This is a genomic window from Sphingomonas aerolata (genome assembly GCF_003046295.1).
Taxonomy (GTDB): domain Bacteria; phylum Pseudomonadota; class Alphaproteobacteria; order Sphingomonadales; family Sphingomonadaceae; genus Sphingomonas; species Sphingomonas aerolata.
Genome location: NZ_PZZN01000003.1, coordinates 793053 through 818219, shown reverse-complemented (window position 1 = coordinate 818219; position 25167 = coordinate 793053). Strand labels below are relative to the sequence as shown.

Below are 25167 nucleotides of genomic sequence, written 5' to 3'. Positions count from 1 at the left end.
CACCAGACGAAATGTCCGGTGGCGTGGTTGACGTTGAATAAGGGGGTAGCGTGCCGTCCTGGCGTCAGCCGGCGCCGGGCTTTGCCTGTTCGTGCTCATAGCGTGCATCGGTGCCGACCTTGCCCGTCGCCTCGGCCTCGGCGATACCGGACGTCTCGACGACCTTGATCGTGCCATGCTCGGCCGCGATCGAGTGCGGGGTCCGATCGGCATCGGGGTCGGCCGCGATCGTCGTGCCGCCGCCGCCGCTGGAGCCGGCGACGGCGTTGCCGGCGCTGCCCCCGTCTTCACCCGCCTGACCGCCGCCATGATAGGCGATGTCCGTCTGGCCGCCCTGCGACGCGGGGCTGGTATCGGCGTCGATCTTGCCTTCGTGCGGGTTGGGATAGGCGCCGCCCGCGCTCTCACCGCCGTCGCTGCGACCGTGAACGCGGCCGTCGGTATCGCTGCGAGGCGACTCCGAGACGCCATCCGGCGCGCCCTTGCTCGCGGGATTGCCCGGGACGGGGGTATGAACCTTGTCGCTCATGGAAACTCCTCGTGACGGTCGTGGATAGGAAGCGGCCACCCCGATTGGCATGCCGAGCGGACCGGGGTGGGGCAGGGTTACGGCCGCAGCACGACCTTGATGACGCCGTCCTGCTTGTCGCGGAACTTCTGATACATTTCGGGCGCATCCTCGAGGCTCGCCGGGTGCGTCACGACAAAGCTCGGGTCGATGTCGCCGGCTTCGATGCGCGCCAGCAGCGGCTTCGTGTAAGCCTGGACATGCGTCTGGCCGGTCTTGATCGTCAGCCCCTTGTTCATCATCGCGCCGATCGGGATCTTGTCACCCATCCCGACATAGACGCCGGGGATCGAGACCGTGCCACCCATCCGGCAGCTCATGATCGCCTCGCGCAGGACATGCACGCGGTCGGTAGCGAGGAACGTCGCCGCCTTCACCTTGTCGATCACGGCATCCATCGCGCCATGACCCGAAGCCTCTGCACCGACGGCGTCGATGCAGCTGTCCGGGCCGCGGCCCTTGGTGCGGAACTGGAGTTCGTCATAGACGCTGTCGACCTCGGCGAAGTTGATCGTCTCCGCACCGCCGGCCTCGGCCATCGCCAGACGCTCGGGCACCTCGTCGATCGCGATCACGCGGCCTGCGCCGAGCATCAGCGCCGATCGGATCGCGAACTGGCCGACCGGACCGCAGCCCCAGATCGCCACGGTGTCGCCCTCTTCGATGTTCGCATTCTCGGCGGCCATATAGCCCGTCGGGAAGATGTCGGAGAGGAACAGAGCCTGATCGTCGGTGACGTTGTCGGGCACCTTGATCGGGCCGATATCGGCCATCGGCACGCGCAGATACTCTGCCTGGCCACCGCAATACCCACCGAGCATGTGGCTGAAGCCGAACAGGCCGGCAGGCGAATGGCCCATCGCCTTGATCGCCATTTCGGCATTCGGGTTGGTCCGCTCGCACGCTGAGAACAGGCCCTTGCGGCAGAAGAAGCAATCGCCGCAGCTGATCGTGAACGGCACGACGACGCGGTCGCCGATCTTCAGGTTGGTGACCTCGGAGCCCAGTGCGACGACGACGCCCATATTCTCATGGCCGAGAATGTCACCGGCCTGCATCGTCGGCTGATACCCGTCGAGCAAATGAAGATCGGACCCGCAGATCGCGCAAGACGACACCTTGATGATCGCGTCGCGCGGATGCTTGATCTCTGGGTCCGCGACAGTGTCGACCCGAACATCGCCTTTTCCATGCCAAACCAGTGCGCGCATCTGAAAGTCTCCGTCTTTTAATTGGCGTGCCGCACTTTCGAAGAGTACATTACGCCGTCAAAAATAATAAGCAGTAGACCAAGCCCGACGGACGATAGACTTCGCGATGCCAGCAAAGGCGTTGGTCAGCGTGGTTCAGTTGGGCGTCGTGCCGTCAAGCTTTGGATATTGATGGAGACATAGCGATCCGAACCTCCTCATCGTTCCTGACGATTTCCAGAATTCGACGGGTATATTTCGTATTGATCCTTATCAGGGTAGGTAAAGACAGGATATCATTGGAAAATTCCCGAAAGCCACGATCATTCGGGGGTCCTTCCTAGCGAAAACCGCGTGCGAAAGGATGTCGCGGTACGATGGAGACAGGGTTGGATGCTCGGTTAAGCGCAGTGCGCACCGTCAAATTCGCCGTCGACGGGGCCAATTCGGACAGTCAACCGTTTGGATATCATCATCTCTTGCCGACGCTTAGCGCCACGCCTGTCACGGCGCTGGCGTGCTGGTTGGCGAATACACGACGTCAGACCCGGGATTGAACTATGCAAATCAAGGCCATCCTCTTCGACATTGACGGCACGCTGGTCGATACCAATGACATGCATGTGCTAGCCTGGGAGGAGGCCTTTGCAGGCGTCGGGGCGTCCTTCGACCGGCAGGTGATCCACGATCAGATCGGCAAGGGGACCGACATGCTCGTGCCGACCCTGTTGCCGGGTGCCGACACAGACGAGCAAGAAAAGCTAGGGGATACGCATGGCGCGATCTTTAAGGCAAAATATCTGGAGACCGCCAAGCCGTTTGCATGCGCGCATGATCTGCTGGCGCACGCGCATGGTCTTGGGCAGCAGGTCGTGCTCGCCTCGTCTGCGTCGGGATCGGAGCTCGAGCATTACATCGCGCTGCTCGAGGCGCGTGATCTGATCGGCGCGACGACGAGCAGCGACGACGTCGAGCGCACCAAACCCGCCCCGGACATTTTTGCGACCGCGCTGAAGGCGCTGCCGGGGATCGATCCTGCAGAGGTGATCGTCGTCGGCGATACGCCCTATGACATCGAGGCAGCGGCCAAATGCGGGATCGCCGCGGTTGGTGTCCGATCGGGCAAGTTCAGTGACGAGCGGCTGAATGCCGCGGGCGCGGTCGCGATCTATGACGATGTCGCGGCCCTGCTCGCCGGTTACGCCCAGTCGCCGCTGGGGCGCTGATCGCCATGGCCATCACGCTGAAACCCCTTCGCGACCAGGTCATCGTTGTCACTGGCGCTACCAGCGGCAACGGGCTCGCGACCGTCGAGGCTGCCGTGCACCGCGGGGCCGCCGTCGTAGCGACCGCGCGGAACGAAACCGCGCTCGAGGCCCTCCGCGCCCGTCTGTCGGCCGATGGCGGACGCATCGCGGTGTGCGCTGCCGACGTCAGCGACATGGCTGCGGTCGAGCGTGTCACCGCCGTTGCAGTCGCGGCGTTCGGCGGCTTCGACAGCTGGGTCAACAATGCCGCGACAGGCACGTACGGCACACTCGATCAGGTGCCGATCGCCGATCACCGGCGCGTGTTCGACGTCAACTATTTCGGCATGCTGCACGGATCGCTGGTCGCGGCCCGCCATCTGCGCGGGCGAGGCGGCGCGATCGTAAATATCGGCTCGATCCTTAGCGACCGCGCGATCGTCGAGCAGGGGCCCTATGGCGCGACCAAGCATGCGGTGCAGGCGCTGACGGACACGTTGCGGATGGAGCTCGAGCGGGAGGGGGCCGGCATCTCGGTCACGCTGATCAAGCCCGGCGCGATCGACACGCCGTTTCCCGAACATGCGCGCAATTTCATGGATCAGCCACCGCGCCTGCCACCGCCGCTCTACGCCCCCTCCGTCGTCGCCGACGCGGTGCTGTTCGCGTGCGAGACGCCGCGGCGGACGCTGTATGCTGGCGGTGGCGGGCTGCTGGCATCACTCCTCTCGCGCGCCGCGCCGCGGGTGAGCGGCCGGATCATGGAACTGGTCGGTACGTTCGCGCAGCAGAAGCCCGGGGATCCCGGTGATCCGGCACGCCGCGACAATCTCTATGATCCGCGAGTCGACGCGCTGCGCGGGACCCAGAATGTCCACGCGCGCACGTCGAGCAGCGCGCTGCAGGTGCAGAAGCTTCACCCGGCGGTTGTGATGCTCGGTGTTGTCGGCGCTGGTATCGTCGTCGCGCTCGGCCGACCAAAGGATGCCCGCCGGTAAGATCAGGCACGGAAAGGGCAGGGAGCGTGCGTGGCCTCGCCACGCGCGTCCTTCCCCCTCATTCTGCAGTCTATATCAACCGGACGCCGGCTGCGCGGAACTGCGCCTCCGCTACGTCTACCGTCGTTCCATCACCTGCCGGCATCGCGATCGCTTGCGTGCAGTCCGTCAGGATAGACGCTTCGAAGCCCTCGCGCCGCGCATCGAGTGCCGACCAGGCAACGCAGAAATCATAGGCCAGCCCAACGAACACGCACCGCCGAACCTGCTTGTCCCGCAAATACCCGGCCAGACCCGTCCTCGTCGTCTTGTCGTTCTCGAAAAAGGCCGAATAGGAATCGATCTCCGGATTATAGCCCTTGCGAACGATGACGTGTGCGCGGCGGATGGTGCCCTCCACCTCGGGATGGAACTCGGCACCAGCGGTTCCCTGGACGCAGTGATCGGGCCAGAGGACCTGCTCGCCATATGGCATCGCCACGGTATCGAACGGCTTTCGACCGGAGTGGCTGCTCGCAAACGACAGGTGCCCGGCCGGATGCCAGTCCTGCGTTACGACGACATGCTGGAACCGCGGGGCAAGTAGCTCGATCTCGGCCATGATCTCGGTTCCGCCCGCAACGGCCAGCCGGCCGCCCGGGCAGAAGTCGATCTGCGGGTCGACCACGATGAGCGCGTCCGACCCCGTGATCGCTGCGTCGCCGGTGAACTGCTCGATACCCAATGTCATCTCCTGCAAAGCCGACAGGTCGCGTCAAAGGCGGCCTATTACAAGAATGATCGTATCGCCGAATTCCTATCTGCGAACACTGGTCGACGGCCGGGCCAGGTCCGGGAAGCGATCGACGATCGCGCTGGTCACGCCGTTGGTCCAGCCGAACCCGTCCTGGACCGGATATTCGCCGCCTCCGCCCGGTATGCGCTGTTCAATATTATACTTTTCGAGCATCTTGCCGGTGTCGGCATAGGCCGCGCCAACCGTTCCGAGCCAGCGTCTGGCGATGTCCTTGGCCAGCGCCGGTTCGCCGTTTCGCTCGAGCCCTGCGATCGCGACCCATTGCAGCGGTGCCCAGCCATTGGGTTCGTCCCATTGCTGTCCGGTGTTGAGCGTCGTCGTGCGCAGGCCACCCTCGGCCACCAGCGAGTTGCGCACCGTCGCGGCGACGGCCTTCGCCTGTGCCGACGATGCAAGCCCGACGAACAGCGGGTGCAGCATCGCCGCATTGATGCTGGTCGTTGGCATGCGCGACGACAGGTCCCAATCGGCGTAGCGCGCGGTCGTCGCCTGCCAGAGATAACGGTCGATCGCGGTCTTGCGCTTGGTCGCCAGGGTCGTGAATTCGGTCACGCAGGGGGTGTCGCCGGCGGTCTGGCAGCGCGCGGCGATGCGGCGTTCCATCGCCCAGATCAGGCTGTTGAGATCGACGGGCACGATGTCGGTGGTGTGAATTGTGGCGAGCGACCGGGGATCGCGAAGCCAGCGCGAGCTGAAATCCCATCCGCTTTCCGCGCCCGCACGCAGGTTGCGCTGCGTATCAGCGGCGGCGCGGGGTGCCGCCCTGGCCGCGGTCTCGACGTCCTCGGCATAGGATTCGTCGCGCGGCGTATCGCGGTCGTCATAATAGCGGTTGAGCACGCTGCCGTCGGGCATCCGCACCACGCGGAGACAGGCCGGCTTGCCGTCGAGACAGGTTCCGCCCTTCATCCAGAAGGCGTGCTCCGCGCGCAGCGCCGCCAGTCTACGCTTTGCGACAGCGGGATCGGTGTTGGTCGAGAGATCGAGCATCAGCGCATAATAAGGCGGCTGCGACCGGCTGAGATAATAGGTCCGCGTCCCGTTCGGGATATGCCCGTAGCGCTCGATCAGGCTGGTGAAATCGTCGAGCATCGATTCGACGAGCGGCTGCTGGCCATCGACCTTCAGCCCGAGCATCGTGAAATAGCTGTCCCAGTAATAGATTTCGCGGAAGCGCCCGCCCGGCACGACATAGGGCGCCGGCAGCGGCAGGGCGGAGCTGCCTGCGACGGGGGCGACCGGCTGACGGACGAGTTGCGGCCACAAGGCCCGGACATGCGACCTCACATCGCCCGAACCCCGGTCATTCTCGCCGGGCACCACGAAATTGGCGAGTACGAACGCCTTCAGCGCCGGGCCGGCGGGTCTGGCCCGCGCATAGTCCGCCATGATCGCCGCGGCGGCGCGCTTGGGGACGGCATCGACGAACGTCTTGCCGTCCGCGAAGACGTGACCCTGCTGCACGGCCTGGAACAGCGGACCATAGATAGCGGCGGGCGACTGTGCCTTCGCGGCAGAGAGGGCGGGAGAGGCGGCCGGTCGGGACGGAGCGGTCTGGGCGGGCGCCATCGCGGCGACCGAGGCCAGGGCGGCAAAACGGCAAAGGGTTTTCATGAAGATCGCAACCATTTCGCCAGGGTGATCGATCCCCCGACGGGGCGGGATCGATCACCCTGGGCTGTGTCAGAACTTGAACGCGGCGGCGAAGCGGATCGAGCGACCCACGATCGGCCTCGCGAGGATCGTGCCGCTGCCCTGCGATCCGAGCGTGCGCGGATTACCTTCGGTCAGCCCGATCTCGTCGCTCAGATTGTCACCGATCACCTGGAACTGCACCTGCCGGTTCAGATCGAGCGTGATCCCTGCGTCGAGCTTGTAAAAGCTCGGCAGCACCTGCGCATTCTGGACGTCGGAGAAGCGGTCGCCGATATAGCCGATCGTCGCATAGACGCCCGCCTTCGCATCGCCGCCGAGCTCGAGATCATAGGCGGGGGTCACGCGCCATTGCCATTTCGGCTGGCGCTGAACCCGATTGCCGGTGAGATCGGTCCGGCCGCCATCGGTGAAGAAGTCGCGGTAGCTGGCGTCGAGATAGGTCGCCGACCCGCTGAGCGTGAAGCCGCCGAACGGCCGCAATTGCCCCTCGAACTCGACGCCGGTCGCCTTGGCGCCACCGATCGACGCGATCGGGGCGCCGCTGGTGATGACCGTCGTTGCGAGGCCGTCGAACGTATTGTGGAACAGCGTAGCGTAGAGGTTGGCGATGCCGGTCGACACCTTCACGCCGCCTTCATAGCTGTCGACCTGCGGTGCGACGTCGATCCCGTCGCGCAGATTGTCGAAGAACGGGAAGCTGTTGCCGCGGCTGTAGCGGACGAACGCACCGATCTGCCGGGTCAGGTCGTAATTGACGCCGCCGGTCCACGACCAGGCATCGCCGCGATAGCGGATCGTGCGGAAGGTGCCGTTCAGCTGCGCATCGCCATTGTCGTAGAGCGTCAGCGGATTGCCGTCCGTACCCGCCGCCGGGACCGTCGCCGCGAGGTTTTCGAGCGTGCCGTCGACCGAGTGATGCTGCCACCGGATGCCGCCGTCGATCCGCAGCTGGTCGGTGATCTGCAATTCGTCCACGGCATAGCCCGCGACGTCTTCGCCGGTGTAGCGCGCGTTGACCTTGAACGTCGATCCGCCCGAGAAGCCGTCGCGCGCGACGATCCGGCCATCCGCCAGCGTCAGATTCAGCCGCCGGGCGTTGGGTTCGGCGGTGAGCAGCATGCTGTTGCCGAGATTCCACCGGTCGCGCGACTTGTACCGCGTGTAATAGACGCCACCGGTCAACGTGTTGCTGCCCGTTTTCCATTCCAGCGCGAAATCGTTGACGAAGGCCTGGATGTGCTTTTCGACGCTCCACAGCCCGGCCTCGACGACCGCCTGGTTGGGCGAGGCCGCCGCACCGCCGGTGGCAAAGGTGAGCGATCCGATCGTTCCGCCCCGGCCGGCCGCATAGGCTGCGGCGGTGACCGGCGCAGCGCCGCCGGGGACGAGACCGATCGTGTCGGCATCGCCCTCCATCCAGCTGCCGCGATCGCGCACCGTGATCCCGCTGCCGAGTTCGTAATCGAAATTGCCGCCCAGATTGTAGATCTTCGCGCTGCGGCCATCCGCCAGATCGACCCGGCTGCCGTCGTTGCGCACGCCGATCCGCGTGTCGCGTCCGACGAGCGTCCCGGTACCGGCATCGAAGCCGGGATATTCGCGGAGCTTGTCGCCGTCCTGGACGACCGGGATGGGCAGCAGCCACTGGCCGCGATCGTCGAGATAGCGACCGAAGAGCAGGATCGAGCCCTTGTCGAAGTCATGGCGAATATTGCCGGTGATCTGACCACCGCGCTCCGCCTCGAACTGCGCGTCGCGGATCCCGCGCGAGGTCGAGTAATAGCCGCCCAGCATATAAGTGGTGCTGTCGTCGATAGGCCCCGAGACATAGCTGTCGACGCGGAACTCGCCGAAATCGGTGCCGCTGAGCTTCAGCAATCCGGCCGGCGTCTGCTTGCCCTCGCGCTGGACGAGGTTGACGGTCAGGCCGGGCTGGCCGTTCGAGAACAGCGCGCCGGTGCCGCCGCGCACCGCTTCGACGCGCTGGATCGTCTCGTCGATGCGGATCAGCTGCGTGTTTTCGAGGAAAGACAGCGTCGGCGGCGGGAAGAAGGGCACGCCCTGCGTCTGGAAGGTGACATATTCCGCATCGCCACCAGATGGATAGCCGCGCACGAAGATGTTCGCGCCGGTCTTGCCGCCCGAACTTTCGGTGCTGACGCCCGGCACCGCACGAAGGACTTCGGCGGTGCTGGCAGTGCCGAGCCGCTGCGCCATGCTGCTGTCGATCGTGGTGACCGCAAACGCCGCATCCTGGCGCCGGGTGCCGGCGCCCGCGGTGCCGATCACAACGATATCGGGGGCGGTTTCCTCGGGCGCCTGCGTCGCGGCGGGATCAGCGGCCGCCTGTGCCGGGGCGACCTGAACCGCCACGGGCGTGGCTTCGGCCGCCTGAGCGTGCGCGTCGATGATCAGATAGGCCCCGCTCGGCGTCAGCCGGTGGCCGAGCCCGGAGCCTTTCAGGATCGTCGTCAGCGCAGCGCCGACGTCCATCCGGCCGGCCACCGCGCGCGCGGTCTTGCCGCGGACGAGGCTGGGGGAGAACAGGATCTGCCTGCCGCTCTGGCGCGAGAAGGCGAGCAATGCGGTGCTCATGTCCTGCCGCGCGATGCGGATGCCGATAGCGGCCTGCGCGGTGACGCCGATCGGGATCCCGCCTGCGCCCAGCACCAATGCGGTCACCATCACGCCGCGTACCAGCACGGCCCTGCCTGTGGATGTCATGCAACCCTCCCTGTTCGTGCGATCCCTCTGCCGGGGTCGATCTGACGATAAAGACGCGGGACGTCGGAAAACCCGAACCGGGTTTTGCCGTCGGGTCGATTATCTTTTCGACGCGATCGTGATGCTGCCGTTAGGGTGCCGATCGACGCTGACGGGAAAGCCCAGTTCGAGCGCGTCGAGGAACGACTGGACCTCGCCCGTCCGGAACGCGCCGCTGATCCGGACCCGGCCCGCAGCGGCGTCGGCGATCGCGATCTGCTGGACGCTGTAGCGATTTATCTCGGCGACGGCCTGACTTAATCCCTCGTCCTCGAACACGAGCCGGCCTTCGCTCCAGCTTGCCAGCCGCTGCGCGCTGCCGGGCATGTGGCGAACCGACACGCCGCTGGCCGATGCGGTGAGGACGTCGTCCGGCACCATCGCTACGGGCTTGCCGGGCGCGCCCTTGCCGGCGACGCTGACCAGCCCTTCGAGCAGCGCGACGCGCACCGCGCTGGTCTCGAGCCGCACGTCGAACGCGGTGCCGTGCGCGGTCACCGCCTGCGCGCCGGCAGTGACGACGAACGGCCGGGCCTGATGCTTCGCGACCTCGAACAAGGCCTGTCCGCGTTCGAGCACCAATCGACGCTCGGCGTCGGTATAGGCCATCCGGACCCGCGTGTCGGTATCGAGAGTCAGCCGCGACCCGTCGGACAGCGTGACCACGAGGCGCTGACCCGTCGCCGTCCGGTACACGGGTGTTTCGGCGACCCGCACGGCGGGCGTATCATCCGCGAAGCGCCACAGCGCCAGCGGCGCGACCACCGTGGCACAGGCGGCGGCGGCCAGTATCCACGGCGCGACTCGTCGCGGCTCGCGGCGTAACGCAGCGCGCGCCACGGCCGCGTGCCGCAATGCCAGCAGGTCGGGATGGTCCGCCAGCGCTGTAGTCGCGGCCCGTGCTTGGGCGATCACCGCCCAGGCTGCAGCGTGATCCGGTCGCGCATGCCAGTCCTCGAACCGCGCACGCATTACGGCGCTCGGGTCGCGGTCGAGCCGTTCGGCCCATTCCGCGGCTTCGATCATGACCGGATCGCTCACCGACGCCAGTCCTTCAGGCGTTCCGCGACATGCGCGAGCGCGCGCGCCTGGTGCTTCTCGGCGGCGCGCGTCGAGATCGCCATGGCATGCGCGACATCGGCCATCTTCAATCCCTCCAGCATCCTGAGCACGAACACGTCACGTGTCCGTTCGGGCAGTTCGGCAAGCGCACGCCGCAACGCGTCCGCGATGTACTTACTCGCCAAGACGCGGTCGGGCGCGAAATCCGAACCTTCAAGCGAATGATCGTCGATCGGATCCGACAATCCCGCGCCCCGCGCCTGATTGCGCCGGGCCTGATCCTTCAGGACATTGGCCGCAGTGACGAAGATGAAGCTGTCATGCTGGCGAATGCCGTTCGGGTCCTCCAGCCGACTTAGCCTCAGGAAAACCTCCTGGATCAGGTCGGGGACGTCGTGCGGCGCGGACACACGCCGCGTGAAGTACCGGCTCAGCGGCCGGGTATAGGTCTCGACCAGCGTGCGAAGGATCGTTGTCCTTTCGCCAAGGCCGGACACTCGCTCCCCCTCCATAGCCATGACCGGTTTTTAATAGCAGGGTCTGTTACGTCAATGAGTCCCGCTGGTCGGTATTTGACGTGGTCAATCTCACGGCACTCGAAATCTATATCGATGCAGGCGATCGCGCAGTGTTTTAGAAGCCGTGAACACCGTTTTCTGGGTCGCTCCACGAGCCGTAGCTCGTCAGCGTTGCTTCTTTGTCGTCGTCGCGGTGAAATCAGGATCCTTCTTTGCGACCCAATCCACGAATTTGCGGACCGTGGGATCGGCCAGCAGCGCGTCGACATTCATGCCGTGGCGTTGCAGTTCGGAATTGGTGAAGTTCGCCATCAGGGTCTGCTGGCAGATCGGATGCATCGGCACGACATCGCGACCGCCGCGGCTCTTGGGCACGGGATGATGCCAGACGATGGTCTTGCCGAGCGCGCGGCCGCAGAGCCAGCACGGCGCGACCGGTGCCGGACCTTCCTCGTCTTCGCGATCGGGCTCCTCATACGGGGCGTGTTTCGAATGTTTGCGGGCCATGTCGCTGTATAATCTCTCGGTGGATGTCTGCACGCTGTAGCGGCGCGCCCGGCACCACTACACCTGCGACACGCAGGATGACCACAGGAACGGATGTCGGGATTGGGTCGCGAAGGCCCCGGGCCAGACGCTGTGCGTCACACGGAGCGAACCCGCACGCGCGTTAAGACAGAGATCGTCGAGCGGCAGATCGGCCTTGGGGAGCGCCTGAGAAACCGTTCGTTTAAACTTCGTGGCTAAGACGACGCGATGCCGACGTCCTCCCCAGCGCCCCTGACGGCACCATCCGACCATGGGCATAATGCACTGGCGCGTGCCGTCCTTGGGTGTCGAAGGCATCTGGTCTTCGCCGGTCTGTTCTCCGGCCTCGTGAACATCCTCTACCTCGTGCCGTCGATCTTCATGCTGCAGGTGTATGACCGGGTCGTGCCCACGCGGGGCGGGACGACGTTGCTGCTGCTGACGCTGATCCTCGTGCTGGCGCTGGTCGTGTTCGCGATCCTCGACGCGGTGCGCATGCGGTTGCTGTTGCGCGCCAGCATGCGGCTGGAGCGTCAGGCGGCACCGGGGATCCTGCTGCGGATCCTCGGCACCGATGCCGCGACGACCGGCCAGCGCAGCCAGGCGATGCGCGATTTCGACACGGTGCGCGGGACCCTGACCGGGCCGACGATCATCGCGCTGTTCGATGCGCCATGGGCGCCGATCTATATCGGCATCGCGTTCCTGCTCCATGTCTGGATCGGCGTGCTGGCGCTCGTGAGCGCGCTGCTGCTCGGGGGGATCGCGATCCTCAGCGACCGCGTGACCGCGGGGGCCGCGCGCGACACGCAGGCCCGCGCGGTTCTCGCGACGCGCGAACAGGATGTGTCGATCCATGGGTCGGAGGTCGCGCGGGTGATGGGGATGCGCAACGCGCTGATCACCCGGCATCTGCTCGAGCGCGCCGATCTCGTTCGCCGTCAGGCCGCGCTCGCCGGGACCTCGGGGCAGTTTCTCGCGATCACCAAGTTCCTTCGCCTGCTGCTCCAGTCCCTCGCGCTCGCGCTCGGCGCGCTGCTGGCGATCCGGCAGGATATTTCGGGCGGCGCCATCTTCGCGGCGTCGCTGTTGCTGGGGCGGGCGCTCCAGCCCGTCGAGCAGATCCTCGGGGCGATGAAGCCGCTCGCCGCGGCGCGGAACGGCTATCGGGATCTCGATGCGTTCTGCCGGATGCCGGGGCCCGCGATCTACGCGACGACGCTGCCCGTGCCGACCGGCCGGATCGACGTCCGCGGTATCACGGTGCGCGCGGAAGGCAGCGATCGCGCGCTTTTGTCGGACATAAGTTTCGCGGTCGCGCCCGGCGAGATCGTCGCGCTGGTCGGCCCGAGCGGTGCGGGCAAGTCGACGTTGCTGCGCGTATTGTCGGGTGCGCTGTCGCCGGACGCGGGCGAGGTGCGGATCGACGATGCGAGTCTCGCGGACTGGAACCGCGAACAGCTCGGCCGGTACGTCGGCTACATGCCGCAATCCCCGTCGCTGTTCCCGACCACGGTGCACACCAACATCTCACGGTTCCAGTCGGTGCTGGCGGGCGAGAGCGAGCAGCTCGACGCCGCGGTGGTCGAGGCGGCACAGGCGGCGGGTGCGCATGAGGTGATCCTCGGCCTGCCCAATGGCTATGCGACGATGCTGAGCATGGCGGACGGGTCGGGGCTGTCGGCGGGGCAGAACCAGTCGGTCGCGCTGGCGCGCGCGCTGTTCGGTACGCCGACGATCCTGTTCCTCGACGAGCCCAACGCGCATCTCGACAGCGATGGAGAAGCGCGGCTGGTGACGACGCTCTCGACCCTCCGCGCGCGTGGCGCGACGGTGATCGTGTCGACGCATCGGACCGGGCTTCTGCAGGCGGTCGACAAGATCATGGTGCTGCGCAACGGCACGATCCAGCTGTTCGACGACCGCACCAAGGTGTTGCGCCCGCCCAGCGCGGGACCCGTCGCCGCAACCGGAGGCGCCCGATGATTCCCGCCGAACTGGCCAGCCCGGTCCCCGCCGCCGGTGGCGCAAGCCTCGCGGATCGCCTCCGCCTCGACGACTCCCCGCGGCATGCGATTCTTGTCGGCGGGCTGGTCGCGATCCTGTTCTTCGTCGTGGGGCTGGGCTGGGCGGCGTTCGCGCGGCTCGATGCGGCGGCGGCGGGCGAGGGGCAGGTGGTCGTCGCGGGCAATCGCCAGACCGTCCAGCACCGCGAGGGCGGGATCGTCGCGGCGATGGCGGTGCGCGACGGCCAGCACGTCCGTGCGGGCGACGTCCTGTTCCGGCTCGAAGGCGCCGAGGTCACGGCAGCCGAGCGTGCGCTGGCCGCCAGCGTCATCGACCTCCAGGCGCAACGGGCCCGGCTCGAAGCGGATGTTCGCGGCGGCGCGGTCGTCTGGCCCGCGGATTTCGCGTCCGCACAGGGCGACGACCTTCGTCTCGTCGAGCGGGCGAAGTCGCTCCAGCTTGCACAGCGTTCGGCACGATCGGCCGCGCTCGCAGCAAACGGGGCGGTCCTCCGCCAGCAGGAGGCGACCGTCGCGCAGCAGACGACCGGCTTCAATGCCCAGGCACAGGCGACCGCCCGCCAGCGCGCCTCGCTTCGCCAACAGCTCGACAGCACGCGGTCGCTCGCCGACCAGGGCTATGTGTCGCGCAACACGGTCCGCGCGATCGAACGCTCGATCCAGCAGCTCGAAGGGACCGATGCCGACTATGTCTCACGCTCGGCGGCGGCGCGCGAACAGATCGGCCAGACCCGCGCGGAAGGCGTGCAGACCCGCCGCAAATATGTCGAGGAAAGCGCGACGTTGCTGCGCGACACGCAGTTCCAGTTGAACGAGGTCTTGCCCAAACTGGCCGCGGCGCGCGAACAGCTGGCGCGCACGATCATCCGTGCGCCGGTGGCGGGCCGCGTGGTCGGCCTGCGCGTCTTCTCCGTAGGGGGCGTGATCCAGCCGGGGCAGGCGATCCTCGACATCGTTCCCGACGCCGCCCCTTTGGTGGTCCGTGCGAACTTCTCGCCGGGCGACATCGACGGGGTGTTTGCCGGGCGCGAGGCGGAGGTGAAGTTCCTGTCGCTGCACGAACGCGACCTGCCGATTTTGCTCGGCACGGTTCGTACGGTTTCTGCGGATTCGCTTCGCGACGAGCAGACCGGTCGCAGCTATTTCAGTGCGGAGGTCACAGTGCCGCGTGCTCAGATCGCCAAGATCGAGGCGGTGCGCGGTCGCGACACGGGGATCCGCGCGGGCGTACCGGTCACTGTTCTCGTCAAGCTGCGGTCGCGGACTGCGCTCGACTATCTTCTCGATCCGTTGACCGAGGCCTTTTCACGGTCGCTCCATGAACGCTGAGAGGATCTATCTCGCTGTCGCCGTGCTGCTGGTGCCGGCCATGCCCGCGCTCGCGCAGACGGCACAGGAGGCAGCAACCGCAGCGCCCGAAACGCTGGGGCAGGCGATCGCCGATGCCTATCGCAGCAACCCCTCGCTGGAGGGACAGCGCGCCCAGCTTCGCGCGCTCGACGAGCGGATCGTCCAGGCGGGGGCCGCGTACCGGCTGAATGCGGGCATCAACATGACGCTGCAATATCAGTCGCAGGACCAGCGTGGGCTGCTCGGCGACTTCGATACGGCGCGGGGGCGGACCCTCGGGGCCTCGCTGACCGCGTCGCAGATCCTGCTGAACGGCGGGCGGACCGCGGCTCAGGTGTCGGCGGCCGAGGCGACCGTGCTCGCCGGCCGTGAACGCCTGCGCGAGGCGGAGAACACGATTCTGCTCGAAGTCGTCGACGCGTTCGTGTCGGTGCGGCGTGACCAGGCGCTGGTGGCGATCCAGCAGCGCTCGCTCGACTCCTATGGGCGACAGGTGACCCAGGCGATCGCGCGCGAACGGGGTGGCGACCTGACCCGCACCGACATCGCACAGGCCGAGGCGCAGCGCGAGATTATCCGCGCGCAGCTGGCGCAGGCGACCGTCAATCTCCAGGCAAGCCGTGGGCGGTTCGCGGCGGTCGTCGGGCGTAATCCGGGGACGTTGCTCGTGCCGCCGACGCTGCCCGGCCTGCCGCGCTCGCTCGATGCCGCGTTTGCCGTGGTAGAGAAGGAGAGCCCGAGCCTGTGGCAGGCGATCCTCGCCACCAAGGCGGGCGACGCGCGGATCGCGGCGCAACGCGCCGAACGTGCGCCGATCGTCGCGCTGTCGGGAAGCTATGGCTATGGAAGCCCCTATTCCTACCGCCTGCGCGATGCCGGTGCACAGGCGACCGGCGGGGTCACGGTGACGATGCCGCTGTTGACCGGCGGCGTGATCGGCTCGCGCGTCCGCGCCGCGGTCGCCGAACGCCAGCAGCTCGGGTTCGAGGTCGAGACGGCGCGGCGTACCGCACTCGCCAATGCGCAGAACGCCTGGAACCAGGCGGTGGCGGGGGGTGAACAGATGGCGGCGGGGCAGCGCGCGACCGAGGCGGCGGAATCGGCGCTCACCGGGGTTCAGCGCGGGTTCGCCGAAGGATTTCGCTCGAATTTCGAGGTGCTGGATTCGGAACAGCGCCTGCTGACCGCGCAACTCGTGTTCGTCAACGCGACCTATGGCGCCTATGCCGCCGAGGCGCGACTTTTGGCGACGCTGGGGCGACTGCAGGCGGCGGCGATCGATCAGGCAGTCCCGACCTATGATCCGGCGCAGAACACGCGGGTGGTGCGGGCCAGGACATTCAGACCGTTCGATCCGGTGCTCGCGCCGATCGACCGTGCGCAGAAGCCCGCTGGCACCGCCCCGGCTGCACCCGTGATCGCGCCCGCCACCGACGCGCGGATCAGGCCGGCCGCCGTCCAGGCCTTGCCAGGGCCGATCGGCAAGACGCTGCCGATCGGGGCGGTTCCGGTACTTGCGGGTCCGGTCGCGGCCGATCTGAGCGATGCGGTGGTCACGAGCGGGAGATGATCCGATCCGGCCTACTCGCGTCGGCTACCGCTGGATCAAGGTTTCGTAGAGTTTCGCATAGGCCCCGATGATCGTGTCGTGATCATAGTCGCGGCGGACGCGTTCGCGCATGGTTTCGCCCATTGCCGATCGCATTGCCGGATCGCCCGCGATCGCGAGGATCCCCGCCGCGGTCGCTGCCGGATTGACCAGCGGGGTGATGATACCGCCATGGCCCGAGTCCGCGCCGCCACGTCCTCCGATCATCTCGCGGCAACTGCCGACATCGGGCGCGACCACCGGGATCCCGCAGGCACCGCCTTCCAGGATCACCAGCGGTTGCGCTTCGGACAGGCTGGTGAGCACGAGCAGATCGATCTTTGCCATCCAGTCCTCGATCCGCACGCGCCCGGCGAAGTGGAAGACCGGCGACAGGCCCAGATCCTCGACCAGCCGCGAGCATTCCGCGGCATATTCCGGGTCCTCGTCCTCGGGGCCGAGCACGACGAAGCGGATGTCGGGGCGTTCGGCATGCACGATCGCGGCGGCGCGGATGAACGTCTTCACGTCCTTGATCGGAACCACGCGGCCGAGCAGCGCGACCAGCGGGTGTGCCGGATCGCGCTGGTCGGGGAGTGCGGCGAACCGCTTCGAATCGATCCCGTTGGGAATGACTCGGACCCGGTCGGCAGCCGCACCCAGCCGGCGCTGGACCGCCGTATTCTCGCCGTACAGCGCAACGATCGGATCGCAGCTGTCATAGCAGGCGGTCGCATAGCTGGTGAAGGCACGGACCCAGAGGTCGCGCAGATCGCGCACGCTGCGTTCGAGCTCGAGCCCGGTGTCGACCTGATCGCCGATCCAGTCCGCCATCATCACCTCGATCTGGCGTTCGAGCAGATAGATGCCGTGTTCGGTGATGAACGCCGGGCGCCCCGTCTCGCGCGCGGCGCGGGCGGCGAGCAGACCTGCGAAGCCAGTCGAGATCGTGTGATACGCCTTGGCGCGCGGCAGGGGCGCGGTCAGGACCGCGAGCAACCCGCCGAGCAGCACGCGCATCGCCCAGAAATAATGGTGGAACGAGGCCTTGGGCAGCATCGCCTGATAATGGCGCCTGAGCCGTGCAAAAACCGCCGGGTGCGACAGGATGTCACCGGGGGCAAGCGGTCGCGCGATGCCGCCGATCACGTCGATCAGCGTCGCGAGCCGGTCCGCGCCACCGGTCGCGACGAACGCGACCAGCGCGTCGGCGATCGGCACCGCGATCCGATCCGGGATTGAGCGCGGCATCGCCGGCGCGGGCGCCAGGCCGATTTCGACCACCGCGACGACGTTGGGCGGCGGGGCGAGCTGGAACGCGAGCAGCCCGGCACCCGGCTTGATCGCGGCGATCACGAACCGGACGTCGGGCAGATGCGTGATCAGATCCTGCAGCCAGCCGGATACGCCGCCGATCACATAGGGATAGGCGCCCTCGACGATCAGGCAGATGTCGGCGTCCGGCATGTCGAGCGACGCGTGCCGGGACGTTTCGGCCAGGGCGGACAGCGGGATCATGCCACCGCGCCCGTCAGCCACCAGTTTGCCAGCGTCGATGCGCCGCGGTCGTTCGCGCCGGTTGGAGCATCGGTCCGGTCCACCGAGGCCTGGATCGCGGTCGCCATCCAGTCGATCGCGTCATAATCGCCCGCGGCCCAGAACGCCTCGATCATCAACGCATCGCGCGTGTCCGCATGCCGGTCGTCCGCCCCGTCAGATACCGCAGCGGCCATCGTCGCAACCGCGTCCTCGCGCAGGTGGAGGCGCTGTGAATCGGACAGCAGCACATCCGAACGCGCGTGGTCCCCGAGCAGCCGCGCCAAGTTCGTCGCGGCGTCCGGATCGCCGCCATCGGCAACGCGGGCTGACAGCCGTGCACGGGAGAGCACCAGATTTTCCGCGACGCGCGCCGACGCGGCCGCCGCAAGCGCGCGGATCGTCTGGTCGCTGTCGGTCAGCGCCAGCGCGATGAGCGGCGACAGCGCGGGCTCGAACGACCGCACCACGGTCTCCAGTGCCCGCCGCCGCTCGGCGACCGCGCCGTGACGCATGATCGTGACGAGCGAGCTCAGCGTATCGGGGGTGGCATGATGAACCCGCCCGTCGAGCATGCGGGCCACCGCGAGACGCGCGCCACGCTGTGCGGAACGCCCGGCAACAGGGCCGAACATCTCGTCGTCGGTCCGGTGTGCGGCAGGTCTGACCAAGCGAGCAAGGGGCAGGGCAACAAGCAGGCCAAGCGGGCCCATCACACCCAGCATCGCCGCCGCAAAACCGGCCGCCGCACCGCTGCGAAGCCACAAAGTGAGCCCAATTCCGCTAGCGACGGCATGGGCCACGAGCGCCCAACCGGCCGCGAGTCCAGCAAGCCAGCATGCCGTCAGAACGACCAACTCCAGCAGCGCGAGCGCAGCGAGGCGGCGGATCACGCAACCAGCCCGGCAGCTCTGACCGGGCGCTGGGTCGCGTGCAGCGTATCGGCGAGCAGCGGGGTCAGCCAGGCGGTGATCTCGGTCAATTCGGCGGTACGGCTCGCGTTCAGCGTCTCGAACGGCAGTGTGTGAAGGACGAGGCACCCGACGACCTCGCCGGTCTTGCGATCGGGCAGGGCGATCGCGGCGACGCCGATACCGTCGAGCAGGCTACGATCGCTGCGCTTCGCGACGTGCAGGATCCCGTGGGGCCGTGCCATCCGCTCCATCAACGTCGCTGGCAGGGTGTCGCGCCGTCCCGCGGTAACCGGCCCGCGGATCCATGCGCGGGCCTCGTCACCGGTCATGCGGTAGCAGGTGAAGTCGGGGGTTCGTGCGGCAAGCGCGATCAGTTCCCCGATCGCGCCACGTCGTTCAGCCAGGTCCTGCGAACAGAGTCGCGCTGCCGTCTCGATCGCATGGCCGACCGTATGTGCCTCGGTCGCGATCTGCACCTGAAGCAGTCGGTTGGTCCGAGACAGCGCGGCAAACGCCTCGGTCAGCCGTGCCAGGTTCCGCGCCGCAACCCCGCCGCGCTTTTCCAGCCGATCGTGCCGCGCGGTCCGCATGATCGTCACTTCGCCGATGACTCCGGCGGCGACGAACCACATCAATGGCTGGAGCGAGAGATGGAACAGATGATCGAGATAGTCGCGCGCGCCCGCGTCATCGTGGACATGCGCGAGCCATAGCCCCGACGCGATTCCGGCGGCGACGACGCCGGGGCCGGTGCCATAGGCGAGCGCCATCACCAGTACCGGCAGCCAATAGGGGTTGGGCTGGACGCGCGTGAAGCCGGTTTCGCCCGTCAGCCACCAGTCGAGCGCCGCCAGCGCGGCGAAGGTGAGCGCGATCTCCAAGGCAATCCGCAAGGGGCGTCGCCACCGGCCCTGCCATTTTGGCGCAGATTCGTCGTGCGTCACGGCGTATCTCCGAGGCTGCGTGTCAGCAGCGCGCGCGCATAAAGCTGGCGGCCGGCAAAGCCCTGCCGCGCGATCGACGTGATGCCGCCGCTGCCCTCGACCCGCCACGCGACCGCGATCGGGGCGGCGAGGCCGAGGCTGGCGGTGGGGCCATCGCCGCCGAACCGATCGACGGTCCAGCCTGCGAGCGCGGTCATCTGCACCGCGCCGACCGCGCCACTGGCGAGGCCCTGGAGGGTGTGGTTCTCGCGGGTGGCCAGCGGGATGACGGCAAGGCGGTCTGCGCCAAGCTGCATACGCTGAACATATTCCGCGTCGAAGCGGTAGGTCAGCCCGAGCGCCGGGTACTGACGGCGAATGAGATAATCCACCCCGGCGCTCGCGACGATGGTGTCGCTTGCAACGCTACCGGCTGCGAGGCCGTACCGGTAGGCGCCGATATCCCCTTGCGCGACCACGCCCGGCGTCAGGCGGTAGGTGACGCCGATCAGCGCGCGCGAGAGATATCCTCCCGCCAGCACCTGCGCCGGGGTCGAATAATCCGGCATGTGGCGGCTCAAGGTCGCGCGGAACTGCGCGTCGGGGGACCCTGCGGTCACCCTTGCGCCGCCCCCCGTCACCGCGTCGTCGAGCGCGGCGGAGGCGAAGAGCTGGATGCGAACCGCGCCGTCGAATGCTGCGGCCAGTGACGCGTCGACGACGGTGTCGCCGGATCGCACGGTTGGTGCGGCGGTGGCGACGCTGCTGACGAGATGGCGAACGCCGCCTCCCACGTCGAGCGTGTCGCCGACCGCTGCGTCGATCCGCGCGGCGAACTCTGTCTGAGCGAGGTCGCTGCCGTCACGCGCGGTGACGCCGACGCTGGCGGTCCCCGCCGCGGCGGCGATCGTACGCCGTGCGGTCAGGTCGTCCGCCGCGAGCGCGCGGTACCCGCGGGCTGCGCCGCGGAAGTCGCCCTGGGCGAGACGCGTGTCGGCGAGCAGGCGGGCGGCGCGTCGGTCGGCCGGATAGCGATGTGCCAGGCTCGTCGCAGCGCGCAGAGCCGATCCCGGATAGCCGGCGGCCACGTCCGCCTCGATTGCAGCCAGTGCGGCGTCGGACGCGCTGTCGTCGGCGGTTTCGAGCAGCGAGCCGTCCGCGGGCGGTGAGAAGGCGAGCGCGACGACCGGGCCTGTCTGCCGCCAGCGCATCGTCCAGCCCGCCGCGGGACGGAGAACCAGGCTGTCGTCGTTCCAGCGCAGATCGCCGATCGCGTCGCCCGCCGCCTCACGGAACGCGGCAAGCCGTGCGGGCGCGATCGGTCGATCGAACCGCGCGACCAGCTCGCCGTCACGATCCTCGATCCGGACGACGGCGTCGTCGGGCCAAGCGAGCCGGGACTCGGACGTGACGATCCGGCCATCCGCGAAAACGGTCCGGGGTACGACCAGCACCGGCGCATCCGCGAGGCAGAGAAACAGGCTGATCATTGCACCAGCACCGTCCGCGCCCGGCCCGGCTGGCCCTGCGTGATCAGCAGCCGGGCGTGCAGCGCGGCAAGCGATCGGTCCTGCGGCGTTTCGGATCGCAGCGTCTCGACCAATCTTACCGCCTCGTCCCGCCGACCGAGCTTCTCGAGCACTTCCGCGCGCGCCCTGCTGTCGGCAGGCGTCTGGGCGAGCGCGCGTTCGAGCCAGGGGCGTGCCCCACGCGCCCCACCGATCCGCGCCTGCACGTCGGCCATCAAGCGCAGCGCGGACAGATCGGTCGGGGCGGTCGCGATATGCGCGTCGAGCCACTGCCCCGCAGCCTTCGCATCGCCCGCGTTCAACGCCATCCAGGCGAGATCGAGCTGATCGCGCGGCGCAGCAATCCCGGCCGCGACACGGCGTTTCGAGATCGCCGCCGCCTGTGCCGGATCGATCCGCGCGGGCGCCGCAGCGGACACGGCGCGGACCTGATCGGGGGACAGCGTGCGGCCGTCGAGCAAGGTCGCCAGCACCGTCCGACCAGCGGCGTCATTGCCCGCCGCGCGCGCCAGCGCCAGCCGCATCAGCATCACGTCGGTCTCGTCCGCGAGCGGATGCCGGGACAGGAACACCAGCGCAGCGCCCGGTTGATCGCGTTCGGCATAGCAGGCCAGCCAGCCGCGCTGCCGGGTCGCGCTGCCTTGCAGGCTCTGCTGTTTCAGCCAGGCGAGATCGTCGGATCCGGGGCGTGGACCCATCAGGTAGAGCAGCCGCTGCGCTGCCGGTGCGGTCGGTGCCAACCCGGCCGCCGCACGCCGCAGCACCGCCGTCGCATCCCCGCGATACCCGGCCGCGACCAGCCGCTCCGCAATCTGCTCGAGCGGCGCACCGGCCGCGGCCGCATCTGCGAGCAACTCGGTCCGCAGACCGGCGCGGTCGCCCGCTTCGGTCAGGATGGCCTCGCGCGCCGCCTGGCGTTGCTCGACGGGGAGGTAGCCTGCCGCCCGCAAGCCTGCCGCGGTATCCCTGGAACGCGCCGCAACCCGGATGGCGAGCCAGGGGTCTGCGGCGCGCCAGTTCGCGGTCGTCGTGGTGTCGAGCAACGCGATCAGATCGCGCCGCCCGGCCTTGTCAGCCCGCCGCGCGAGATCCAGCGCCAGCGCGGTATCGGGCGGCGGGATGACGTGGTTCGCCGCCGCCACGATCACCAAGTCGGGGCGATCGATCGCATAGGCCGCCGCGACGATGTCCGCGGCGGGCAGGGGGCCGCGCTTTTCCGCTGCCCGCGCGACCAGCGCCGCGGCGTTCGCATCGCGTCCGGTCCGGTGAAGAAGATCGATCCGGAGGCGCCACGTCGCTGCGGTCGCACCATCGGGCCGGGCGGCAAGATAATCGAGCGCGACCGCCGGTCGCTTCGCAGCGACCAGGTCATAGGCGACCTGCAGCGTGGACACCGGCTGGCCCTCCGCGATCAGCCGCGTCGTGAGTGCGGCGAGCGTCGCTGCGTCCGCAGTCGCGATCTGCGCCGTGATCGACGGATGCGCAGGCGGCGGCACCGGCGATGCTGGCGCGGGCATCGAACTGCGCGCCGCCGAAAACGGCACCGGCTGCGCGCGACGAACGGCGGGGAGGATCTCGCGCTCCTTCGGCAACAGCATCAGCCCGCCCGCGAGCAGACCGATCCCGGTCAGCGCGGGCAGCAGGAGCGCAAGCCGTGCACGGTGGCGGTCGATCCTCACCCCGCCGGCTCCGGCATGAGGCGGTCGAGCGCCAGGGTCGCGACATAGGGGCTGAACCCCGCCGCCCGCTCGCGCGCATACAGTGCCGCGACCTGTTTCGTATCCGCCGGATCCCAGTAATCCAGCGTCATCAGCGACAGCGCCGGATTCCGCGCCTTTGCGGTGCGCAGGCGACCCGCTTGCCATTCCCAATCCGAATCGCTCAGCAACTCATAGTGTTTGGCCGTGAAATTCCACCGCGATGCCATCGCCTCGCCGAGCAGATAGTCGATCTTCGGTGCAACGTCGGGCAGCAGCGCATAGCCGCGGTTGAGCATGATGCGGATCTTGGGGAAGCGGGCGCGCACGGCGGCGATCAGCGATACGCCTGCTGCTACCATGCCCTTGTTGGCCACCGGATCCTGCTGTTCCATCGCCTCGGCATTATCCATCGTATCGATGAAGATTCCGTCATAGCCGAGCGCGAGGATCGCAGGGACGAGCCGGTCGAGCACCGCTGCCCGCCACGCCGGATGACGCAGGTCGGCGAGCCGCGCATCGGGCCAGTTGGGGTTGGCGGCCTTGAGCGCGCCGGCCTTGTCCAGCGCGGCGAAATAGGGTCGGTTGCGCTCGACTTCCCCGAAGCTGACGTAACCGAGCAGCGTGCTGCCCGGGCCACGAAGCGGCGCGATCGGACGCGCGTGATGCGGCTCGAGGACCAGCAGCGCGCAGCCGCGTGCCAGCACGGGATCAGTCGCGGCACCGTAATCGACGCCCCAGCGCACCGCAGCGTTCGCGGACGGCCCGGGCGCAGCGACCGACTGGTGGCGGCCGCCCAATGCCCAGCCGGCTGCGCCGAGCGCGAGCAGCCTCTGGACCACCCCGCGGCGGCGCATATCCGTAAATCCCGTCACAACAGACGCCCTCCATGCCCCACGACGGACGGATTGTTGCCGACGAACAGCAGATAGGTGAGGTTGACCGTGGCTTCGGCGACCAGCGCGAGGCCGACCGACGCACCGACCACGGCGCCGGCCATATAGCCCCAGCCGAACGCGGCGAACCCCGTGTCCCATTGGAGAAGCGTCGCCAAGCCGCTGCCGATGGCGAAGGCGGTCCAGGTCACGAGGATCCGCCCGAACAGGTCATAATAGGCGAGCACGACCGTGGCTGCGATCACCACGAGGTGAAAGACGGTGCCGAGCGCAGTCTGGCGAAACGCGAAGACCGCGCGTGCGTCCGCGCCGATCAGCTCGAACAGGGGAACCGCGAACACCCAGGCGAGCGCGGCGACGAGGGCCTGTACCAGCAGCAGGATCCTGAGCCCGTCGAACATCGTCCCCGCCAGGTCACTGCGCGCCTCCTCGATACGTTGCAGCGTCGAGGTGCCGGTACACCGGACGATCATGTCGCCGAATGCGCGATCGAACCGCGTCTCGGCGACGATCAGCAACAGCGTCAGGCCCGGCACCATCGTCAGCAGCCCCAGAAAACTGCCCTGATCGTTGATCGGGTTCAGCCGGAGCAGCCCGATCGCGCGAATGCTCTGCGGCCCTGTCCACAGGAGCCATTTGTCGATCCAGATCGCCGCGACCCCCGCAATGCCCGCCGCGGCGACGATCCATGCGAGGCGCGGCGCCATCGCGTCTTGCGTCGGCAGGACGGGCGTGGCGGAGAAATGTCGGCGGATCACCGCTATGATCGCGGCGAGCGTCAGGCCGACGCCCCCGGCAATGATTGCAAGCACGGCAGAGACGCCAAGCCTTGGCAGGAGCGCCAACAGCAGCGTCGCGATACCGATGCCGAGCAGATAGGCGAACGGAATCGCACGGTACCGGCGCAGCGCGGTAAGCAAGGGCGCGGCGATCCAGACCTGCGTCAGCCAGGCGAGGATCAGCGTCGCGAGCGCGGCCTCGCCGAGCGGAAGCCTGGCAAGGACCCCGAAGACGATCGCCCCGATCGCCAGCGCGATCCCGCCGCCGGTCGCGAGCGCGACCAGCATGATGCCCGATACGCCGCCTGCGTCCCGCGCGAAGATCCGATCCGCGGCGATCCGCGTCGCGAGGATGCCGACCGGCGCCGCAGCGAGCGCGGACAGGCTGAACGCATAGACGAGGATCGTCTGGACGGTCCGCGCGCCGCGTGCGCCGAGATGCGTACCCAACCAGTGGGTGAGCAACGCCATCGCGACCGCGGTGATCAACCACGGTCCCGCGCTGATCACCGCGCCGAATGCAGCGGCGCCGACGATTCCGCCGACACCGCCCTCGCGCGCGGTTTTCGCTAACTGGAAGCCTATGCCCGCCATAACTTCGC

The 25167-nt window shown here is 67.9% G+C and carries 20 protein-coding genes; 5 read left to right on the top strand and 15 right to left on the bottom strand.

The window, feature by feature from the left end; genetic code table 11:
- Positions 1 to 64 precede the first annotated feature (64 nt).
- On the bottom strand, positions 65 to 529 hold the full coding sequence (locus tag C8J24_RS16185; protein WP_107933969.1) for a hypothetical protein: 465 nt from the start codon (positions 527 to 529) through the stop codon (positions 65 to 67).
- 77 nt (positions 530 to 606) lie between these two features.
- Positions 607 to 1779, bottom strand: a complete 1173-nt coding sequence (locus C8J24_RS16180; protein WP_031395504.1) for a zinc-dependent alcohol dehydrogenase — start codon at positions 1777 to 1779, stop codon at positions 607 to 609.
- Between the two features lie 539 nt (positions 1780 to 2318).
- On the opposite strand from C8J24_RS16180, the gene C8J24_RS16175 reads away from it, so the two are divergent.
- Both C8J24_RS16175 and C8J24_RS16170 read left to right on the top strand, forming a co-directional pair.
- Positions 2319 to 2984 carry an HAD family hydrolase gene (locus tag C8J24_RS16175; protein ID WP_107933967.1) on the top strand — a complete coding sequence of 222 codons (666 nt, stop codon included), beginning with the start codon at positions 2319 to 2321 and terminating at the stop codon, positions 2982 to 2984.
- A gap of 5 nt (positions 2985 to 2989) precedes the next feature.
- Positions 2990 to 4003: an SDR family oxidoreductase gene (locus tag C8J24_RS16170; RefSeq protein WP_107933965.1), complete on the top strand. Its 1014-nt coding sequence runs from the start codon at positions 2990 to 2992 to the stop codon at positions 4001 to 4003.
- Positions 4004 to 4073: 70 nt separating this feature from the next.
- On the opposite strand, the gene C8J24_RS16165 is transcribed toward C8J24_RS16170, so the two are convergent.
- From C8J24_RS16165 to C8J24_RS16140, 6 genes are all read right to left on the bottom strand, one after another.
- A complete protein-coding gene (locus tag C8J24_RS16165) occupies positions 4074 to 4727 on the bottom strand; it encodes a nicotinamidase (protein WP_244180789.1) in 654 nt (217 codons plus the stop codon).
- Between the two features lie 72 nt (positions 4728 to 4799).
- Positions 4800 to 6413 carry an alpha,alpha-trehalase TreF gene (gene treF, locus C8J24_RS16160; protein WP_244180787.1) on the bottom strand — a complete coding sequence of 538 codons (1614 nt, stop codon included), beginning with the start codon at positions 6411 to 6413 and terminating at the stop codon, positions 4800 to 4802.
- A 69-nt stretch (positions 6414 to 6482) separates the two neighbouring features.
- Positions 6483 to 9179 carry a TonB-dependent receptor gene (locus tag C8J24_RS16155; protein ID WP_244180785.1) on the bottom strand — a complete coding sequence of 899 codons (2697 nt, stop codon included), beginning with the start codon at positions 9177 to 9179 and terminating at the stop codon, positions 6483 to 6485.
- Positions 9180 to 9278: 99 nt separating this feature from the next.
- On the bottom strand, positions 9279 to 10259 hold the full coding sequence (locus C8J24_RS16150; protein WP_146163724.1) for a FecR family protein: 981 nt from the start codon (positions 10257 to 10259) through the stop codon (positions 9279 to 9281).
- On the bottom strand, positions 10256 to 10777 hold the full coding sequence (locus C8J24_RS16145; RefSeq protein WP_244180783.1) for an RNA polymerase sigma factor: 522 nt from the start codon (positions 10775 to 10777) through the stop codon (positions 10256 to 10258). The genes C8J24_RS16150 and C8J24_RS16145 overlap by 4 nt, the downstream gene beginning before the upstream one ends.
- A 186-nt stretch (positions 10778 to 10963) precedes the next feature.
- A complete protein-coding gene (locus C8J24_RS16140; protein ID WP_031439936.1) occupies positions 10964 to 11305 on the bottom strand; it encodes a hypothetical protein in 342 nt (113 codons plus the stop codon).
- A gap of 249 nt (positions 11306 to 11554) precedes the next feature.
- On the opposite strand from C8J24_RS16140, the gene C8J24_RS16135 reads away from it, so the two are divergent.
- The 3 genes from C8J24_RS16135 to C8J24_RS16125 are packed head-to-tail and all read left to right on the top strand — an operon-like array spanning position 11555 to position 16273.
- Positions 11555 to 13312: a type I secretion system permease/ATPase gene (locus C8J24_RS16135; protein ID WP_107933955.1), complete on the top strand. Its 1758-nt coding sequence runs from the start codon at positions 11555 to 11557 to the stop codon at positions 13310 to 13312.
- Positions 13309 to 14682, top strand: coding sequence for an HlyD family type I secretion periplasmic adaptor subunit (locus tag C8J24_RS16130; protein WP_107933953.1), 1374 nt, complete (start codon positions 13309 to 13311; stop codon positions 14680 to 14682). The genes C8J24_RS16135 and C8J24_RS16130 overlap by 4 nt, the downstream gene beginning before the upstream one ends.
- Positions 14672 to 16273: a TolC family outer membrane protein gene (locus C8J24_RS16125; RefSeq protein ID WP_107933951.1), complete on the top strand. Its 1602-nt coding sequence runs from the start codon at positions 14672 to 14674 to the stop codon at positions 16271 to 16273. Before C8J24_RS16130 ends, C8J24_RS16125 begins: the two co-directional genes overlap by 11 nt.
- A 24-nt stretch (positions 16274 to 16297) precedes the next feature.
- Here the strand turns inward: C8J24_RS16125 and pelF are convergent, their stop codons facing one another.
- The 7 genes from pelF to pelG all read right to left on the bottom strand — a co-directional run bounded on the left by pelF (position 16298) and on the right by pelG (position 25159).
- Complete coding sequence (gene pelF, locus C8J24_RS16120; RefSeq protein WP_244180779.1) at positions 16298 to 17809, bottom strand: GT4 family glycosyltransferase PelF; 1512 nt, start codon at positions 17807 to 17809, stop codon at positions 16298 to 16300.
- A complete protein-coding gene (locus C8J24_RS16115) occupies positions 17806 to 18462 on the bottom strand; it encodes a hypothetical protein (RefSeq protein WP_146163723.1) in 657 nt (218 codons plus the stop codon). The genes pelF and C8J24_RS16115 overlap by 4 nt, the downstream gene beginning before the upstream one ends.
- 254 nt (positions 18463 to 18716) lie before the next feature.
- Positions 18717 to 19634, bottom strand: a complete 918-nt coding sequence (locus C8J24_RS16110) for a hypothetical protein (protein WP_146163722.1) — start codon at positions 19632 to 19634, stop codon at positions 18717 to 18719.
- Between the two features lie 47 nt (positions 19635 to 19681).
- Positions 19682 to 21154, bottom strand: coding sequence for a hypothetical protein (locus tag C8J24_RS16105; RefSeq protein ID WP_107933945.1), 1473 nt, complete (start codon positions 21152 to 21154; stop codon positions 19682 to 19684).
- The gene (locus C8J24_RS16100) at positions 21151 to 22872 is read right to left on the bottom strand and encodes a tetratricopeptide repeat protein (protein WP_107933943.1); all 1722 of its coding nucleotides are present in this window, start codon (positions 22870 to 22872) and stop codon (positions 21151 to 21153) included. Before C8J24_RS16100 ends, C8J24_RS16105 begins: the two co-directional genes overlap by 4 nt.
- Positions 22869 to 23765: a glycoside hydrolase family 191 protein gene (locus tag C8J24_RS16095; RefSeq protein WP_244180777.1), complete on the bottom strand. Its 897-nt coding sequence runs from the start codon at positions 23763 to 23765 to the stop codon at positions 22869 to 22871. The genes C8J24_RS16100 and C8J24_RS16095 overlap by 4 nt, the downstream gene beginning before the upstream one ends.
- Positions 23762 to 25159: an exopolysaccharide Pel transporter PelG gene (gene pelG, locus C8J24_RS16090; protein WP_107933939.1), complete on the bottom strand. Its 1398-nt coding sequence runs from the start codon at positions 25157 to 25159 to the stop codon at positions 23762 to 23764. The genes C8J24_RS16095 and pelG overlap by 4 nt, the downstream gene beginning before the upstream one ends.
- Between the last annotated feature and the right edge of the window lie 8 nt (positions 25160 to 25167).